Source organism: Acinetobacter pollinis, from assembly GCF_015627175.1.
In the GTDB taxonomy this organism is placed as follows: Bacteria; Pseudomonadota; Gammaproteobacteria; order Pseudomonadales; family Moraxellaceae; genus Acinetobacter; species Acinetobacter pollinis.
Map to the genome: position 1 here is coordinate 1 of NZ_VTDQ01000009.1, position 15,853 is coordinate 15,853.

The 15,853-nt window shown below is 36.5% G+C and carries 15 protein-coding genes and 1 pseudogene; 10 read left to right on the plus strand and 6 right to left on the minus strand.

Annotation, left to right across the window (positions count from 1 at the left end; all coding sequences use genetic code 11):
- From I2F23_RS05265 to I2F23_RS05275, 3 genes are all read left to right on the plus strand, one after another.
- On the plus strand, positions 1 to 540 hold a 540-nt coding region (locus tag I2F23_RS05265; RefSeq protein ID WP_195771518.1), incomplete at its 5' end, for a hypothetical protein.
- Between the two features lie 8 nt (positions 541 to 548).
- Complete coding sequence (locus tag I2F23_RS05270; protein WP_195771519.1) at positions 549 to 1,568, plus strand: glycosyltransferase family 4 protein; 1,020 nt, start codon at positions 549 to 551, stop codon at positions 1,566 to 1,568.
- Between the two features lie 11 nt (positions 1,569 to 1,579).
- The gene (locus I2F23_RS05275) at positions 1,580 to 2,386 is read left to right on the plus strand and encodes a glycosyltransferase (RefSeq protein ID WP_195771520.1); all 807 of its coding nucleotides are present in this window, start codon (positions 1,580 to 1,582) and stop codon (positions 2,384 to 2,386) included.
- Between the two features lie 5 nt (positions 2,387 to 2,391).
- Here the strand turns inward: I2F23_RS05275 and I2F23_RS05280 are convergent, their stop codons facing one another.
- Complete coding sequence (locus tag I2F23_RS05280; RefSeq protein ID WP_195771521.1) at positions 2,392 to 3,804, minus strand: mannose-1-phosphate guanylyltransferase/mannose-6-phosphate isomerase; 1,413 nt, start codon at positions 3,802 to 3,804, stop codon at positions 2,392 to 2,394.
- Positions 3,805 to 3,839: 35 nt separating this feature from the next.
- Positions 3,840 to 4,505 carry an exopolysaccharide biosynthesis polyprenyl glycosylphosphotransferase gene (locus I2F23_RS05285; RefSeq protein ID WP_195771522.1) on the minus strand — a complete coding sequence of 222 codons (666 nt, stop codon included), beginning with the start codon at positions 4,503 to 4,505 and terminating at the stop codon, positions 3,840 to 3,842.
- 278 nt (positions 4,506 to 4,783) lie between these two features.
- On the opposite strand from I2F23_RS05285, the gene guaA reads away from it, so the two are divergent.
- On the plus strand, positions 4,784 to 6,352 hold the full coding sequence (guaA, locus tag I2F23_RS05290) for a glutamine-hydrolyzing GMP synthase (protein ID WP_195771523.1): 1,569 nt from the start codon (positions 4,784 to 4,786) through the stop codon (positions 6,350 to 6,352).
- Between the two features lie 218 nt (positions 6,353 to 6,570).
- On the opposite strand, the gene I2F23_RS05295 is transcribed toward guaA, so the two are convergent.
- Positions 6,571 to 7,710 carry an RNA-guided endonuclease TnpB family protein gene (locus I2F23_RS05295; protein ID WP_195771524.1) on the minus strand — a complete coding sequence of 380 codons (1,140 nt, stop codon included), beginning with the start codon at positions 7,708 to 7,710 and terminating at the stop codon, positions 6,571 to 6,573.
- On the opposite strand from I2F23_RS05295, the gene tnpA (I2F23_RS05300) reads away from it, so the two are divergent.
- Complete coding sequence (tnpA, locus tag I2F23_RS05300) at positions 7,697 to 8,149, plus strand: IS200/IS605 family transposase (RefSeq protein WP_407648000.1); 453 nt, start codon at positions 7,697 to 7,699, stop codon at positions 8,147 to 8,149. The genes I2F23_RS05295 and tnpA (I2F23_RS05300) overlap by 14 nt on opposite strands.
- A gap of 81 nt (positions 8,150 to 8,230) precedes the next feature.
- Here the strand turns inward: tnpA (I2F23_RS05300) and I2F23_RS05305 are convergent, their stop codons facing one another.
- Both I2F23_RS05305 and tnpA (I2F23_RS05310) read right to left on the minus strand, forming a co-directional pair.
- A complete protein-coding gene (locus I2F23_RS05305) occupies positions 8,231 to 8,821 on the minus strand; it encodes an LOG family protein (RefSeq protein WP_228285382.1) in 591 nt (196 codons plus the stop codon).
- 202 nt (positions 8,822 to 9,023) lie between these two features.
- Positions 9,024 to 9,431 (minus strand): IS200/IS605 family transposase, encoded by a 408-nt coding sequence (gene tnpA / locus I2F23_RS05310; RefSeq protein ID WP_195771527.1) that lies wholly within the window; start codon positions 9,429 to 9,431, stop codon positions 9,024 to 9,026.
- A 20-nt stretch (positions 9,432 to 9,451) separates the two neighbouring features.
- Between tnpA (I2F23_RS05310) and I2F23_RS05315 the strand changes: the two are divergent.
- Positions 9,452 to 10,516: pseudogene (locus I2F23_RS05315) on the plus strand (RNA-guided endonuclease InsQ/TnpB family protein).
- 65 nt (positions 10,517 to 10,581) lie between these two features.
- Here I2F23_RS05315 and I2F23_RS05320 read toward each other — a convergent pair.
- A complete protein-coding gene (locus tag I2F23_RS05320; RefSeq protein WP_195771528.1) occupies positions 10,582 to 11,355 on the minus strand; it encodes a GH12 family glycosyl hydrolase domain-containing protein in 774 nt (257 codons plus the stop codon).
- A 327-nt stretch (positions 11,356 to 11,682) separates the two neighbouring features.
- On the opposite strand from I2F23_RS05320, the gene I2F23_RS05325 reads away from it, so the two are divergent.
- The 4 genes from I2F23_RS05325 (at position 11,683) to I2F23_RS05340 (ending at position 15,820) form a co-directional block, all read left to right on the plus strand.
- Positions 11,683 to 13,278: a TerC family protein gene (locus I2F23_RS05325; protein WP_195771529.1), complete on the plus strand. Its 1,596-nt coding sequence runs from the start codon at positions 11,683 to 11,685 to the stop codon at positions 13,276 to 13,278.
- 57 nt (positions 13,279 to 13,335) lie between these two features.
- Positions 13,336 to 13,806: a YchJ family protein gene (locus I2F23_RS05330; protein WP_195771530.1), complete on the plus strand. Its 471-nt coding sequence runs from the start codon at positions 13,336 to 13,338 to the stop codon at positions 13,804 to 13,806.
- 88 nt (positions 13,807 to 13,894) lie between these two features.
- Positions 13,895 to 14,536 carry a trimeric intracellular cation channel family protein gene (locus tag I2F23_RS05335; protein WP_195771531.1) on the plus strand — a complete coding sequence of 214 codons (642 nt, stop codon included), beginning with the start codon at positions 13,895 to 13,897 and terminating at the stop codon, positions 14,534 to 14,536.
- Positions 14,537 to 14,623: 87 nt separating this feature from the next.
- Complete coding sequence (locus I2F23_RS05340; RefSeq protein WP_195771532.1) at positions 14,624 to 15,820, plus strand: MFS transporter; 1,197 nt, start codon at positions 14,624 to 14,626, stop codon at positions 15,818 to 15,820.
- The last annotated feature ends 33 nt before the right edge of the window (positions 15,821 to 15,853 follow it).

Below are 15,853 nucleotides of genomic sequence, written 5' to 3' on the forward strand. Positions count from 1 at the left end.
GCATTTATAGTATCTATATTCTTAGCTAATTTATTATATTTTAAATCAAAAAAATCAATTATTACATTATCTATTCTATCTTTTTCGATGTTTTTTATAGTATTGCAAGATAGTGTGCAAGAGATGATATTGTTAAGGTTTAATAGTAAAACAGTAGATGCATCTGATTTAGAAAGAATTATCCAACAAAGAAGTATATACTCTGCTATTAATGACTATCCGTTAATGGGGAATGGGTTAGGTTATTATATACCAAACTTGATTAGAAGTGATGTTGCAAAATATTTGTATGAACTACAGATTTCTGCATTAATAATGCAGTTTGGTATTTTGGGATTTATTATTTTATCTATAATTACTTTATTTCCACTATTTTCACAACTAAAAAGAAAAAGTTTTCTCTGGTTTTTTGTATACTTCTTCATTATAACAATATGGTTAGGAGGTGCTATGATTAATGCTATTCTTTTCTCATCCTCATCGGCTTTGGTTTTTGCTTTAGTATATATTTATAGCCAAAAAACGGACTTAAAAATATAGGAAATTAAATGTATATTAACTCTAGAAATTTAGTTGGACATACAACAGGTGTTCAACGTTATACGCAAAAAATTATAGAAGGCTGGAATGATTCATTATTTCAGGAAATTCGCCCAGACGAAAAATTTGCTTCAGGTATCAAAGGACATTTATGGGAGCAATTTGCCTTACCTAAGGAGTGTAAAAATCAGGAACTATTATGGTGCCCTAGTAATACAGGCCCCTTATCATACAAAAATCAGGTATTAACCATACATGATACAGTACCCTTCGATCATCCAGAGTGGTTAAATCCTAAATTTGTTTTTTGGTATAAATTTCTGCAACCTAAATTAGTGCAGAAAGTTAAACATATTATTACGATCTCTGAATTCTCAAAAAATAAAATTATTGAGCATTTTAAAGTTCCAGAAGATAAAATCTCAGTTATATATAATGGTGTAGATCTGACAAATAAAAAATCTGAGGATTTACCACATAACAGCTTTACGAAATTACCCCCTTATATTTTAAGTGTAGGTTCATTAGAACCTCGAAAAAACTTATCTAGATTGATTACTTCATTTATTGAATATAAAAATGAAACAAAGTCAGATATTAAACTTGTCATTGTTGGTAAAAAAGGCGTAAGCCGAGTTTTTAGTGAAGCAGGTATCAACGAAGTAGATACGGATGATATTATTTTTACAGGTCATGTATCAGATTATGAACTACAGTATTTATATAAAAACACATTAGGATTTTGTTATCCATCTTTATATGAAGGATTTGGATTACCTCCTTTAGAAGCAATGCAGTTTGGTGTACCAGTTCTAACGAGTAATACAACAGCGATAAAAGAACTATGTGAAAATAGAGCATTACTTGTAGATCCTTTATCGGTTTCATCTATTTCTGAAGGAATTTTTGACCTATTGAATGGTGGGATATCTAAAGAAATTTTGACAAGTAACTTGAAGTATGTTCAGGATTTCTCTTGGAGCAAATGTGCTGATCAGACGCTTCAAATTTTACTACAACATAAATAATAGGTTATCGTATGGTTATTGCCTCTATAGTAATATATAAGCATACATATAAAGATTTAGAATCTACATTAATGAGTTTATTCTCAGCTGATTCAATTCAGAAAGTTATCTTGGTAGATAATGATGCTAGTAATTGGGCAAAAGATTTTAAACATGAGAAAGTCACTTATTTAAAATCGGATGGTAATTTTGGTTTTGGATATGGACATAATATCGCAATAAAAAAATTTGCAAAAGAAAGCGATCTTTTTCTTATTTGTAATCCAGATATCGCTTTTGATCATTTACAATTTGAAAAACTAGTAAACTTTGCTTTAAATCGTAAGGAAGGGCTATTTTTACCTAAGATTGTCTATCAAGATGGTGAGAATCAATATGGTGCAAGATTGTTACCCTCTCCGTTAAATCTTTTTGCACGTCGATTTCTAAGTCAAAGTTATGCTAAAAAACTAGATGAAAATTATTTGTTAAAGAAATTTGACTTATCTAAGCCTATATTTGCACCTTATTTACATGGTTGTTTTATGTTATTTAAATCGAAGGCTTTATTAGAGTTAAATGGTTTTGATGAACGATTTTTTATGTATATGGAAGACATAGATTTATCTAGAAGATGTGCTCAACAATTTGGAAATATATACTATGCTGATGCAGAAGTTATCCATTTGCATGAACAGGGTTCTTATAGCAGTAAAAAATTGATGAAAGCACATATAAGAAGTGCGGTACAGTATTTTAATAAATGGGGATGGGTTTACGATAAAAATAGAGATGTCTTAAACAGTAAATGTACACTACAATTAGAGGAGGGTAATTAAACCCTCTAGCAACGTCCATAAATGTCTTCAAAACGAACGATATCATCTTCACCAAGGTAAGAACCTGATTGTACTTCTATGAGTTCCAAAGGTAGTTTTCCTGGATTCTCAAGTGCATGTATTTCACCAAGTGGAATATAGGTCGATTGATTTTCGGTAAGTAAGAAACTCTCTTTACCTTTATGAATTTTTGCTGTACCACTAACAACAATCCAGTGTTCTGAGCGATGATGATGCATCTGAATAGAGAGTTTTTCACCTGGTTTCACAGTAATTCTTTTAACTTGATAACGAGATGAATGATCGATACTATCGTATTTACCCCAAGGGCGATATACTTCACGATGGTTAAAGTGCTCAGTTCGATTTTCTTTTTTCAACGACTCAACGATTTTTTTAATGTCTTGTACTTTAGATTTATCTGCAACCAACACCGCATCTTTTGTTTCAATTACAATAATATTTTCGACGCCAAGTAAGCTGACAAGTTTATTATTGCTATGACAATAACTGTTTTTGCTATCGATGCTAATCACATCGCCATGTAAAACATTGCCATGTTCATCTTTATTTTGTATATCCCATAAAGCTGACCATGAACCAACATCGCTCCAAGCAGCATCTAAAGGAATGACAACGGCATCTTGTGTTTTTTCCATAACAGCATAGTCAATAGAATCTGAGCGACATTGACTAAAGATTTCCGCGTTAATTCGTATAAAGTCGAGGTCTAATGTTGTGTCTTCTATACTTTTTTCACAAGTTTCATAGATATCGTGCGCATGCTGGCTCAATTGTTCTAAGAATATTCCTGTTTTAAACATAAACATTCCGCTATTCCATAAGAATAGACCACTTGCTAAATATTGTTCTGCAACGTCTAGACTTGGTTTTTCAACGAATTTTTTAACACTGTAACCAGAAAGTACTTCTGCACCTTTCTCGATATAGCCGTAACCTGTTTCCGCATGCGTTGGAACAATACCGAAAGTTACAAGCTTATTATCGTTGGCAAGTTCGATAGCCTGATGAATACCTTGTTCAAATGCAGTTTGGTTTTGAATCACATGGTCTGCAGCAAGTACAAGTAAAATACTGTCTTTATCTTTTTTATTTTGGTATGCGGCAGCAAGTGCAACAGCAGGGGCAGTATTTTTTCCCTCAGGCTCTAAAATAATTTTTGCTGAAATACCAATTTCACGCATTTGCTCTGCTGCAAGAAAACGATGTTCTTCATTACAAATAAGAATAGGTTCTTCACAAGATAAATTTTTGAGTCTAAGAAGTGTCGCTTGGAGGAGAGTATAACCATCGGGTGAAAGTTTTAGAAACTGCTTAGGGTGTTGTGCTCTAGATAATGGCCAAAGTCTTGTTCCGCTACCGCCAGCCATAATAACAGGTACTATTTTTGCAGTCATTTATTCATGTTTCCATTTATTAAAACGAGTATTATTTAATAAGCCGTCTTTTGTATAAAGCCACGGAGTATGGTCAGAAAAATTAATTTAATATCTAACCATAAACTCCAAGTTTGAATGTATTCAAGATCACAATTTACGCGTTGTTGCATTTTATCTAAAGTGTCTGTTTCGCCACGCCAACCTTTCATTTGTGCCAAACCAGTAATACCAGGCTTGACCATATGACGTAGCATATAATCGGGTATACATGTCTCATAATATTCATTATGACTAATTGCATGAGGTCTTGGCCCAACGATAGACATCGTACCAAAAAGAACATTAAAGAATTGTGGTAACTCATCTAAAGATGTTTTTCTTAAAAAACCACCTACTTTGGTTACACGTGAGTCATTTTTTTTCGCTTGAACGACAGTATCGCCATTTTCCATGACAGACATACTTCTGAACTTCCAAACCTCAATGATTTGTCCGTGTAAACCATGTCTTTTTTGTTTAAAAAGAATAGGGCCTGATGAGGTTGTTTTGACTGCAATCGCAATAATGAATAAAAGTGGTGAAATCAGCAAAATAATAACAAACGAGATACAGATATCTTCTGTTCTCTTTATAACTTTATTTACTCCAGTAAATGGAGACTTTAAATTATTTAGTTTATTTTTTGCCTTATGCGATTGGCTATGAGCATCTATTATCATAGTTTTTTAGAGATATACCAGATTTATTAAAAATTTAATTTAAGTCTATTACTTAAATTTAGTTATCATATTTGGTGCTTACAGATTCTTTAGATATTTACTAAAATTATGATACCGCTAAAAGTACATTATTTTATATGACGATAGCAAGAGGAGAAATATAGTTTCCTTGTGAAAAATCGTCTGTGTTGTTTCAATTCATATACATATACTCAGCATCTGAAAAATGATACAATTATTCGCTATCTTTCTTCTTTAGCATTCTATAGTTGAATCTCATGACGACCAATACTCAAATTACTGAAGACCGTATCCTCATTTTGGACTTCGGTTCGCAATATAGTCAGCTCATTGCACGTCGCGTACGTGATGCTGGCGTTTATTCTGAAATGTATGCTTTTGATATGTCTGAAGAAGACATTCGTGCGTTTAACCCAAATGGTATTATTCTTTCGGGTGGCCCAGAAAGCGTACATGAAGCAGGCAGTCCGCGTGCACCTGAAATAGTATTTAATTTAGGTGTACCTGTCTTGGGTATTTGCTATGGCTTACAAACGATGTCTGAACAGTTGGGCGGCAAAGTTGAGCCAGGTACTGTGCATGAGTTTGGTTATGCAGAAGTTGACATTCTAATACGTGACCAGCTTATTGGTGACTTACAAGACCAAGAAAACCAACTCCATGTCTGGATGAGTCATGGTGACAAAGTTAGTAAAATTCCTGAAGGTTTTAAAGTGACTGCAAGTACACCAAGCTGTCCGTTTGCAATGGTCAGTGATGAAGCACGTCGTTTTTATGGTATTCAGTTCCATCCAGAAGTGACACATACCTCGAAAGGCAAAGAAATTTTATCAAACTTTGTACATAAAATTTGTGGTTGTCGTAGTCTCTGGACTTCAGAACATATTATCGATTTACGTGTAGAACAATTACGTCAGCAGATTGGTAGCGAAAAAGTATTACTTGGCCTTTCTGGTGGGGTAGATTCATCTGTGGTTGCTGCTTTGTTACATAAAGCGATTGGTGACCAACTCACGTGTGTATTTGTAGATAATGGCTTACTTCGTTTGAACGAAGGTGATCAAGTCATGCAAATGTTTGCAGATAACATGGGTATCCGCGTAATTCGTGCAGATGCTGAAGAGCGTTTTCTAACAGCTCTTGCAGGTGAAGTTGACCCTGAAGCAAAACGTAAAATTATTGGTCGTGAGTTTATTGAAGTCTTTGCAGAAGAGGCACGTAAGCTTGATGGCGTAAAATACTTGGCTCAGGGAACAATTTACCCTGATGTTATTGAATCTGCTGCAAGTAAGCAAGGTAAAGCGCATGTCATTAAATCGCACCACAATGTAGGTGGGTTACCAGAAGACTTGGCATTTGATTTGGTCGAACCATTACGTGATTTATTCAAAGATGAAGTACGTAAACTAGGTACAACACTTGGCCTACCACATAGTATGATTTATCGTCATCCATTCCCTGGCCCTGGTTTAGGTGTTCGTATTCTAGGTGAAGTGAAAAAAGAGTATGCAGATATTCTTCGCTTAGCTGACGATATTTTCATGCAAGAATTACGTAACAGTGGTTGGTACGATAAAACAGCACAAGCATTTGCAGTATTTCAACCTGTGAAATCGGTTGGTGTGGTGGGTGACGGTCGCCGTTATGCATGGGTCATTGCTTTACGTGCAGTAGAAACAGTTGACTTTATGACAGCGCGTTTCGCACATTTACCGTATGAGCTTGTGGATAAGATCTCAACTCGTATTATGAATGAAATTAAAGACGTATCGCGTGTTGTTTATGATGTTTCATCAAAACCACCTGCAACAATCGAATGGGAATAAAATTCCCGTCTTAAAAAAAGCAGAAGTTTAAACTTCTGCTTTTTTTTACCCAATTGTTGTAGATAAAGTCTTTTTTAAATTGTGATCAACGTCGATTTGACATACTCCCACCACTAACCTAACGGTATAGTGGGGGAATCTTTGCGACCTGTACAAACCAATGTTTGCACCTTTCGACATTGCACTTGCACCGACAAGTATCGCAATGTAGGAACTCTTTACACAGCACTGCGTCCCAGTGCATCGGCTAATGCAAAATTGCGTATGTTGATCGAGGCGTTGATGTCCCGATCATGTACACTGTCGCAATCTTGACACGTCCATGTACGAATATGTAATGGCATCTGATCACAAGTATAACCACAATATGAACAGACTTTAGAGCTTGGTACGAAACGTCCAATCTCTAAAACATTCTTACCATTCCATTTCGCTTTGTACTTCAATAAAGTTAAGAACTGCCCCCAACCAACATCCGATATGGCTTTGGAAAGCTTGGCATTCTTCACCATGTTTTTAATGCCTAAATCTTCAACTGCATAACTCGTTGCTTGGTTTTCACGAATGAGTTTATGGGTCAATTGATGATGTTGATTGAGGCGTTGATGTCTGACTTTCTCATGACTTGATGCAACCAATCGTTTTTGATGTTGGTAGTTTTTTGAAGTCTTTTTCTTTCGGGAAAATATCTTTTGACTGATTCCTAAACGTGTTTGACTACGCTGAAAATAGCGTGGGTTCTCTATTTTCACCCCATCAGATTGAATGAGGAAATACTCTAAACCTAGATCAATACCAATGGTTTGGTTTGTATCAATCATTGTCGGTTTAGGTACATGCTCTGAAGTTTCTATAAGTACAGATGCGTAGTATTTGCCAGTTGCAGACTGACTGATAGTGACTGTTTTAATTTTACCTTGAATATCTTGGGTAATCTTGGCTTTAATCCCTTTGATTTTTGGGACATTCAAACGCTGAGAATTGATATCTAATGTACAGTGTTGTGGGCACTGATATGCACGCTGTGGAATCTTCTTAGACTTGAAACGTGGGAACTTTGCACGTCCTTTGAAGAAATTACTAAATGCAGTATGTACATGAAGCAGACTACTCAATAGTGCTTGGCTATTGACCTCTTTCAACCAAACGTATTTGGGGTGGTCTTTCTTTTTGACGAGTTGGTTTTGAAGACGTGTTCTTGAAATACTTTTCTTGAAGAATTTGTAATATCTATTTTGTAATGCTAAAGCCCAATTATAGACAAAGCGAGCGCATCCGAAGTGCTGTTGAATTAACACCTGTTGGTTTTTATTTGGATGAATACGGCATTTCACTGCCTTGTAAATTGTTTCGCTCATATTTATAATTTTAATCCAATACCAATTTAGTGTCAATCTAATGAAGTCACACCATCATTGCGTTTATAAACTAACATACCATTTAGTGTTAGTTACAAAATATAGAAGAAAATGCTTTACCAATCAAATACTCAATCGACTAGAAGAAATTGTAAGAAAGAATTGTTCTGATTGGGATATAGAACTCATTGAGTTCAATGGAGAGGAGGATCATGTACATTTACTGCTTGAAATGCACCCCAACATCATGCCATCAAAATTTATTAATAACTTGAAAACAGTTTCAAGCAGAATGATACGAAAAGAATTTGCTGAGCATTTGACAAAATACTACTGGAAGCCTGTGCTTTGGACTAGGGCGTATTGTTTACTGACAACAGGAGAAGCAACCATTGATACGATTCAACAGTATATTGAGAATCAGAATAGACCTGACTGATCGTCAGGTGGGCTATCCATCTCCATCTGAGAAGCACTACTTCGCAAGAGAGATTATAGATGGAGAATTCCGCCCGTTAAGTTAAATAAGCACATGTTTTGGTTGATTGAGACGATTCAAAGCTGTATAAATTTCTGACACGTTTTCGCAAACAATCAGTTTTGCTCGGTGTTGAGGTGGTAGAAAACCTTCATTTACAGCATGATCAAGTTGTGAAATTAATGCATCATAGTATCCACAAACATTATAAAGAATCATTGGTTTATGGTGTTGCTCAAGTTGTCCCCATGTTGCAACTTCTAATATTTCTTCAAATGTTCCTAGCCCGCCTGGCAAAGCAATAAAAGCACTTGCACGCTCAGCCATCATCGCTTTACGCTCATGCATGGTTTGTACGACATGTAATTCAGTCAATTCGTTGTGGGCAACCTCATAGTCCAACATGAATTCAGGAATAACGCCTACCGTTTCGCCACCAAATTCAATAAACGTATCGGCAACCTGTCCCATAAGCCCAATACTTGCACCACCATAGACGAGACCGAAATGATGTTCTGCAAGTCCTTGCGCGAGTTGTATCGCACTTTCTAAATAAATAGGTTTATTGCCTGAGCGAGAGCCACAATATAAAGCGATTAGCGGTCTAGTTGTCTGTTTTTTTACTTGATCCATAGCATTCACCATATTATCTATATCTTCTCTTTAACATGCCTACCTAAAAATATACAAGTATCTTTTTAGGTAGTAGGAAAATAAAGTTTTTTATCCCTTTAGCCGTAAAACCTCGCCCTTCAGGGCGGGGATATAAGGCTGCAATCCGCTAGTCCCCCTTGTGGGGATTAGCTAGGATTGCTAATGCGGTGTTTTTTACGTGTCAGTAACACTCATGTTGAATATATTGTTTAATAATTCCAATAGGTGCACCACCACATGATGCAGCGAAATAGCTAGGCGACCATAGGGCATTTCCCCATAATTTATTTCTAATTTCAGGGTGTTTCTTTCGTAAAATACGGCTAGATGCTCCTTTTAGACTATTTACTAGGCTAGAGATAGCAACTTTAGGTGGATAATTTACAAGTAAATGAACATGGTCATGTTCACCGTCAAATTCAACCAACTCTGCTTCAAAGTCTATACAGACACGCTCAAAGACCTCTTGCATGGTTAAAAGCATTTTTTTTGAAAATACATCTCTACGATATTTAGCCACGAAGACTAAATGAACGTGCATGTTAAAAACACAGTGTCGACCTGTTCTAATCTCTTGACTATTACTCATAGACCAAATATATTTAAACAATGAAAACACTTAAATTACGCATAAAAGACAAACATTGCAAGGTACTAGACCAATTGGCATCTGAGGTGAACTTTGTTTGGAATTATGTCAATGATTTGTGTTTTAAGCATCTCAAAAAAACAGGGCAATTCTTCTCAGCCTATGATGTTGCGAAATACACCAAAGGCACATCAAAAGAGTGTGGCTTGCATAGCCAAACTGTTCAAGCAGTGACAGAAGAACTCATCATAAGACGCAAACAGTTTAAGAAAGCCAAGCTGAATTGGCGTGTAAGTAATAAGAAATCTGCAAGACGTTCACTCGGTTGGATTCCATTCAAAAAAGTTGCTGTGAAGTACACTGATGGCTATGTTCAATACGGTAAACATCAATTCAAACTATGGGATAGCTACGGACTTTCAAAATACAAAGTTAAGACAGGCTCATTCGTTGAAGATAGTCGTGGGTGTTGGTATGTGTGTTTGGTCGTAGATACACCAAAGATTGAGAAAACAGTATCAACCACAGCAATAGGCATTGATCTAGGGTTAAAAGACCTTGCTACATGCTCAGATGGTGTAAAACTCAAAGCCCCTAAAATATATCGTCAGTATGAATAAAAATTAGGTATTGCTCAAAGAGCTAAGAATAAAAAACGTGTTAAAGCGATCCATGCCAAGATTAAGAATATTAGACAGAATATGTTGCATCAATTCACACATAAACTTGTGAATAGCCATGCAATGATCATTGTTGGCAATGTAAATGCCAAAGCATTGGCACAGACAAAATTAGCTAAGTCTGTACTTGATGCAAGTTGGACGACCTTTCGAGCCATGCTCAAGTACAAATGCGAGAACGCAGGCGTATGGTTTGAGGAAGTCAATGAAATGTATACCACCCAAACGTGTTCGTGCTGTAGCTCACGGCTCAGTAGTCCGAAAGGTAGAATAGGTCTTGGAATAAGAGAATGGCAGTGCATGGAGTGCGGTACACTCCATGATCGAGATATAAACTCAGCACTGAATATTCTTGCGCTCGGACATGAGCGTCTCGCAGGAGGAATCCCCGTCTTGCGAAACTAATCGTTTCTCAGGTCGGGGAGGATGTCAATTGGTTTCTAATCAGAATTTATTTATGGTCAGAATTGCTATAGATACTTTTGTGCATCAATCGTCGCTTTCATTTTTATGGTACCTTGTCCGCCAACGACCTCAAAACCTGCTTCGATAACATCAATATACATGGAATCATTAAAATGGTTATCTTTACCACGTGCCATATTTAACCATGATAAAAATGGCTTAGCATTTAAGTCTAAAGTCCCCTTTTTTGGAAGACTTAAATTTCTACCTACGGTATTTGAAGGGACAAAAGTATATACATAATATCCAGCAGCCGCGTTGTAGCCTTCCCACAGGTCAAAAGTGTATCCATTTTCTGTGAGTACATTGGATGCAGTTTTTTCCCCAAGTGGCCAAGAGTTATGATCACCCCAAATCATAATTTCGAGTTGAGGATGGCCACCATTTGCATCGTTGCGCAAGAAAATATCATATGCGAAATTTCCAGCCATATTGTTGCCACGTGTAGTGTAGTTAAACTTAAGCGGAATTTGTTTTAAAGAGGATACTTGTGTTGGAAACAATTTATCTCCTGTAGGATTCCAGCCATAGTGTGAACCACGTAAAATAGCGGGATAACCATAAAGACCTTTTTCAGAAATATTAAAATTTACTTCTAACTCAGGCGTTGCTTGTCTACCAAATTTACCTCGAATTAAATGATTTGGGTCATTCCAATTATTGATCCATGCATAATGGACGTTAAAATTTTGATAAGAACCTGCATGTAATTGAGTTGTACCAAATACTGAAATGATAAAAAAAAGAATAAAATGAAGAAATTTAGGGGAAGTAATCATTCCGAAATCCCTGAAAAAGTCTCATCATACCATCACAAAGGGACAGTAAAAAAAATGTATGTTATTGATTGTAAAGTTATTGACTAGTTTTAATACTTAAAAAAATTATATTTTGTTCAATTTGTAAAAAGTAACAAAAATTAGTGAATTTAAATAAAATCTTTCCTATACTGATTGTTGGTTTAACAACATTTTTATGAATATGGGTTGTCGACGCTCGATAAAACTTTCGCCGCAATTAGAAGAAGCTTGCCAGTTTAAGGTAATGCCTTTCTCATTTTTTACATTTCAAGACAATAAAAGAAAATCAATGCAGGAGTATAGTCAATGATGTTTGAATGGATGTCAGATCCTTCGGCATGGGTTGGACTTGCGACACTTGTCATTCTTGAAATTGTACTTGGTATAGATAACCTTGTCTTTATTGCCATCTTGGCAGAAAAGCTACCGCCAGAGCAACGTAGTAAAGCACGCCTAATTGGTTTGTCGCTTGCTCTGTGTATGCGTATGGTACTCCTTGCATCTATTGCATGGGTTATTACGCTAACTAAACCACTATTTTATATTTTTGACCATCCATTTGCAGGTCGAGATCTAATTTTACTTTTTGGTGGTGTCTTTTTATTGTTTAAAGGAACAATGGAATTGCACGAACGCCTTGAAGGAAAAATGCAAGTTAAGGAAGAAAATCCTGTACATGCTGCTTTTTGGATGGTGATTGCTCAAATTGTTGTATTAGACGCAGTTTTCTCTTTAGATAGTGTCATTACTGCTGTTGGTATGGTTAAACATTTATCTGTCATGATGATTGCCGTAGTGATTGCGGTGGGTATTATGATGTGGGCATCTAAGCCACTGATGAATTTTATTAACCGCCATCCAACGGTAGTTATGCTCTGTCTTGGCTTCTTAATGATGATTGGTTTCTCATTGGTGGTCGAAGGCTTTGGTTTCCATATTCCAAAAGGCTACTTGTACGCTGCGATTGGCTTCTCAGTCATGATTGAGTTCCTGAATCAAACCACGCGCCGTAATCAAGAAAAGTTGGTGACAACAACAGATTTACGCTATAAAACGGCTTCTGCTGTCATGCGTATGCTTGGTGGTAAACCAAAAAATAATAGTTCTACAGAAACGATGGATCCAGAAAGTGATGTGCTAGCAACAAAAGCTTTGGCTGATGAAATTTTTGATGGCGAAAACAGTACTTACCATAGTGTAATGGTTCAAGGTGTTTTAGGCTTATCTGAAAGACCTGTTAAGTCTGTCATGACACCACGTCCAGAGATTGATTGGATTGATTTAGACGATACACCTGAAGAGCTACAAGAGCGTTTAATGCAAATGACGCATTCGCGTGTCATTTTTGCTCATGGCGAACTAGACAATTTAGCAGGTATTGCATCTACTCATAAGTTGTTAAATGAGTATGTAGATACGAAGCAATTGCACGTAGAGAAAAGCTTACGTGAACCAATGATTGTGCATGAAAATGCACACGTACTCATGGTAATGGAACAGCTCCGTCAAGCACCTTTGCAAATGGCTGTTGTACTTAATGAGTATGGTTCAATCGAAGGTCTAGTGACACCGATTGATATTCTTGAAGCGATCGCAGGAGAGTTTCCAGATGAAGATGAAATGGAAGCTGTTGCAGAAAGCTTAGAAGATGGCTCTTTACTTCTTGAAGGCTCTACCGATATTCGTCATTTGTCTTTATTGCTAGGTAAAGATTTAGTCGATGATAGTGAAGAATACTCAACACTTTCAGGCTATTTATTATTACATCTAGGGCGTTTACCTGAAAATGGTGATGTTGTCCAAGCCGATGGGTATCAATTTGAGATTGTGACCATGGATGGTCATAAAATTGAAAAAGTACATATCGTTTCAACAGAAACACCTGACACGCAAGATGAATAGTCATATTGCAAAATAAACCATGCCTTTTAAAATAGCCCTTTTATAAGGGCTATTTTTATGGAAGATCAGCAACCTTGTCCATGTGGTGGACGTCTTTATACCGAATGTTGTTTGCCATTGCATCTAGGACAACAGAAGGCAAAAGATGCAGAGCAACTGATGCGTTCGAGGTATAGTGCATTTGTAAAACAACAGATAAATTACATTATAGATACGACAGCGCTTGAACAACAAAAGTATCTGGTCTATGGCGATCTGCTCTCATGGAGTCAGGAAACAGATTGGAAATCCTTAGATGTGATTGCTTATGACTATCCTATTGATAAAAATCATGCAAGTGTTGAGTTTAAAGCGTATTATTTGGTCGAAGGCCAAACCAAGGCACACCATGAAAAATCTTTTTTTGTGAGTCATCAGTCTACATGGTACTTTCTTGATCCTACGGTTGAGATTGCATATACCATGAAGCAAGCATGTATTTGTGGTTCACATAAAAAGTTTAAGCATTGTTGTGCGAAATATCTTTAATCGTCGAAAGGTGAAAGATTTTATGGAAAAAAACTTAAAATTCATTATCCTGTAAAAGAATAAAAAAGCTCCGTACAAGGAACTGAGTATGCTACTAACCATTATTTATATTATTGCGATTACTGCTGAGGCAATGACAGGTGCACTGTCTGCAGGAAGGCGGAGTATGGATTGGTTTGGCGTAATTCTAATTGCTTGTGTTACAGCACTCGGAGGTGGTTCGGTAAGAGATGTTTTGCTTGGTCACTATCCGCTAGGATGGGTAAAGCATCCTGAATATTTAGTACTCACATGTTGTGCTGCATTGTTTACAATTTTAATTGCAAATTGGATGAGGCATTTACGATCAATTTTTTTATTGTTAGATGCATTGGGACTTATTGGATTCACAATTATAGGGTGTCAGATTGCCATTCAAATGGGGCATGGTTTTGTAGTGTCTGCTGTTGCAGGAATTATGACTGGTGTTTCAGGGGGAATCTTACGTGACATTTTATGTAACGATGTGCCTTTGGTGTTTCGTCGTGAGTTATATGCCAGTATTTCTTTTGTTTCAGTAATTTGTTATTGGTTATGTATTCATTTTGGTTTAACGCTTGAATGGACTGTGGTCACTACGCTTGTTTTTGGTTTCAGTTTGCGCGTTATTGCAATTTATTTTGGCCTAGAAATGCCAAAATTTATTTATCAAGATGATGATGAGCAGTCTGCATCTTCTAAAGATATTTAGGGAAACCCTTGTAGTTTTGTATCCAAAAGTAAAACTACTTCTATGATTGAATTATAATCGTTTCATCATAGAGTGAAAAAGAACGGTATGGATACTCAAATAGCATCAAATACGTCGAAATATGAATTAAATAAAAAAATTCTCTCTGTTGTTATATTTACTTTTTTTGCCTATTTGTCGGTTGGTTTACCATTGGCAATTTTACCCCAATTGGTGAGTCAACAATTGCAATATAGTTCATTTATTGCGGGCGGAATTATTAGCGTTCAGTATTTGGCAACGTTGTTAACTCGACCGAAAGCAGGCCAACTTGCAGATATGCTCGGTGCACGTAAGGTGGTACTGATTGGGTTAGGTTGTTGTGGAATGAGTGGGATTTTTTCTATCATTGCCGTATTTTGTATAGATAAACAACCTGCTTTAAGTTTAATTCTCTTTGCACTTGGGCGCTTATGTTTAGGGGCAGGAGAGAGTTTTGCAAGTACAGGCTCAACGTTGTGGGGAATGAACCTAGTTGATCGTACGGAAACATCGCGTGTCATTTCATGGAACGGTGTTGCGACTTATTCTGCAATGGCATTTGGAGCACCTTTAGGTGTGTATTTAAATGGTCACTTTTCAACATACGCTTTTGCTGTGACAACGCTTGTTCTTGCTGTAATTGGTTTTTTATTGGCATACCGTAAGCCTACCATTCGTGTCAAAGTCGATACGAAAATAGCCTTCTTAAAAGTTGCTTCTAAAGTTTGGGTCTTCGGTGCTGCATTGGCTTTGGGAACAGTCGGTTTTGGTGTTATTTCGACATTTATAACATTGTACTTTAATGAAAGAGGCTGGCCAAATGCGGCTTATGCACTAAGTGTATTTAGTATTGGCTTTGTATTTATTCGACTGATTTTAGGAAAAATGATTCCTAAATTTGGCGGAATTAAAGTGTCATTATTTTCTTTCGTGGTTGAGGCAATCGGTTTGTTCTTTATCTGGGGAAGTACGCATATTAGCATGGCATATATTGGTGCTTTTTTGGTTGGTGCAGGTTTTTCTTTGGTCTTTCCTGCTTTGGGTGTAGAGGCTGTGAAACAAGTCGAAACAAAAAATCGTGGTTCGGCATTGGGTGTCTATAATGCATTTTTAGACATCGCCCTTATGTTTATTGGGCCGTTTGCAGGGTTGCTTATTCCACTCATTGGAATGCAAGATTTATATGGTGTTGCAGGTGTTATTACGGTACTTGCCGTCATTTTAATGTATTTTTTAAATAAGAATGCGCAAAAGCCAATTTGAGCATTTTATATTGCTATGAGAATTATCAATAAA

Coding starts and splice junctions, on each gene's coding strand:
- I2F23_RS05270 (WP_195771519.1), top strand. CDS start 549: ATGTATATTAACTCTAGAAATTTAGTTGGACATACAACAGGTGTTCAA.
- I2F23_RS05275 (WP_195771520.1), top strand. CDS start 1,580: ATGGTTATTGCCTCTATAGTAATATATAAGCATACATATAAAGATTTA.
- I2F23_RS05280 (WP_195771521.1), bottom strand. CDS start 3,804: ATGACTGCAAAAATAGTACCTGTTATTATGGCTGGCGGTAGCGGAACA.
- I2F23_RS05285 (WP_195771522.1), bottom strand. CDS start 4,505: ATGATAATAGATGCTCATAGCCAATCGCATAAGGCAAAAAATAAACTA.
- guaA (WP_195771523.1), top strand. CDS start 4,784: ATGACGACCAATACTCAAATTACTGAAGACCGTATCCTCATTTTGGAC.
- I2F23_RS05295 (WP_195771524.1), bottom strand. CDS start 7,710: ATGAGCGAAACAATTTACAAGGCAGTGAAATGCCGTATTCATCCAAAT.
- I2F23_RS05305 (WP_228285382.1), bottom strand. CDS start 8,821: ATGGATCAAGTAAAAAAACAGACAACTAGACCGCTAATCGCTTTATAT.
- tnpA (WP_195771527.1), bottom strand. CDS start 9,431: ATGAGTAATAGTCAAGAGATTAGAACAGGTCGACACTGTGTTTTTAAC.
- I2F23_RS05320 (WP_195771528.1), bottom strand. CDS start 11,355: ATGATTACTTCCCCTAAATTTCTTCATTTTATTCTTTTTTTTATCATT.
- I2F23_RS05325 (WP_195771529.1), top strand. CDS start 11,683: ATGATGTTTGAATGGATGTCAGATCCTTCGGCATGGGTTGGACTTGCG.
- I2F23_RS05330 (WP_195771530.1), top strand. CDS start 13,336: ATGGAAGATCAGCAACCTTGTCCATGTGGTGGACGTCTTTATACCGAA.
- I2F23_RS05335 (WP_195771531.1), top strand. CDS start 13,895: ATGCTACTAACCATTATTTATATTATTGCGATTACTGCTGAGGCAATG.
- I2F23_RS05340 (WP_195771532.1), top strand. CDS start 14,624: ATGGATACTCAAATAGCATCAAATACGTCGAAATATGAATTAAATAAA.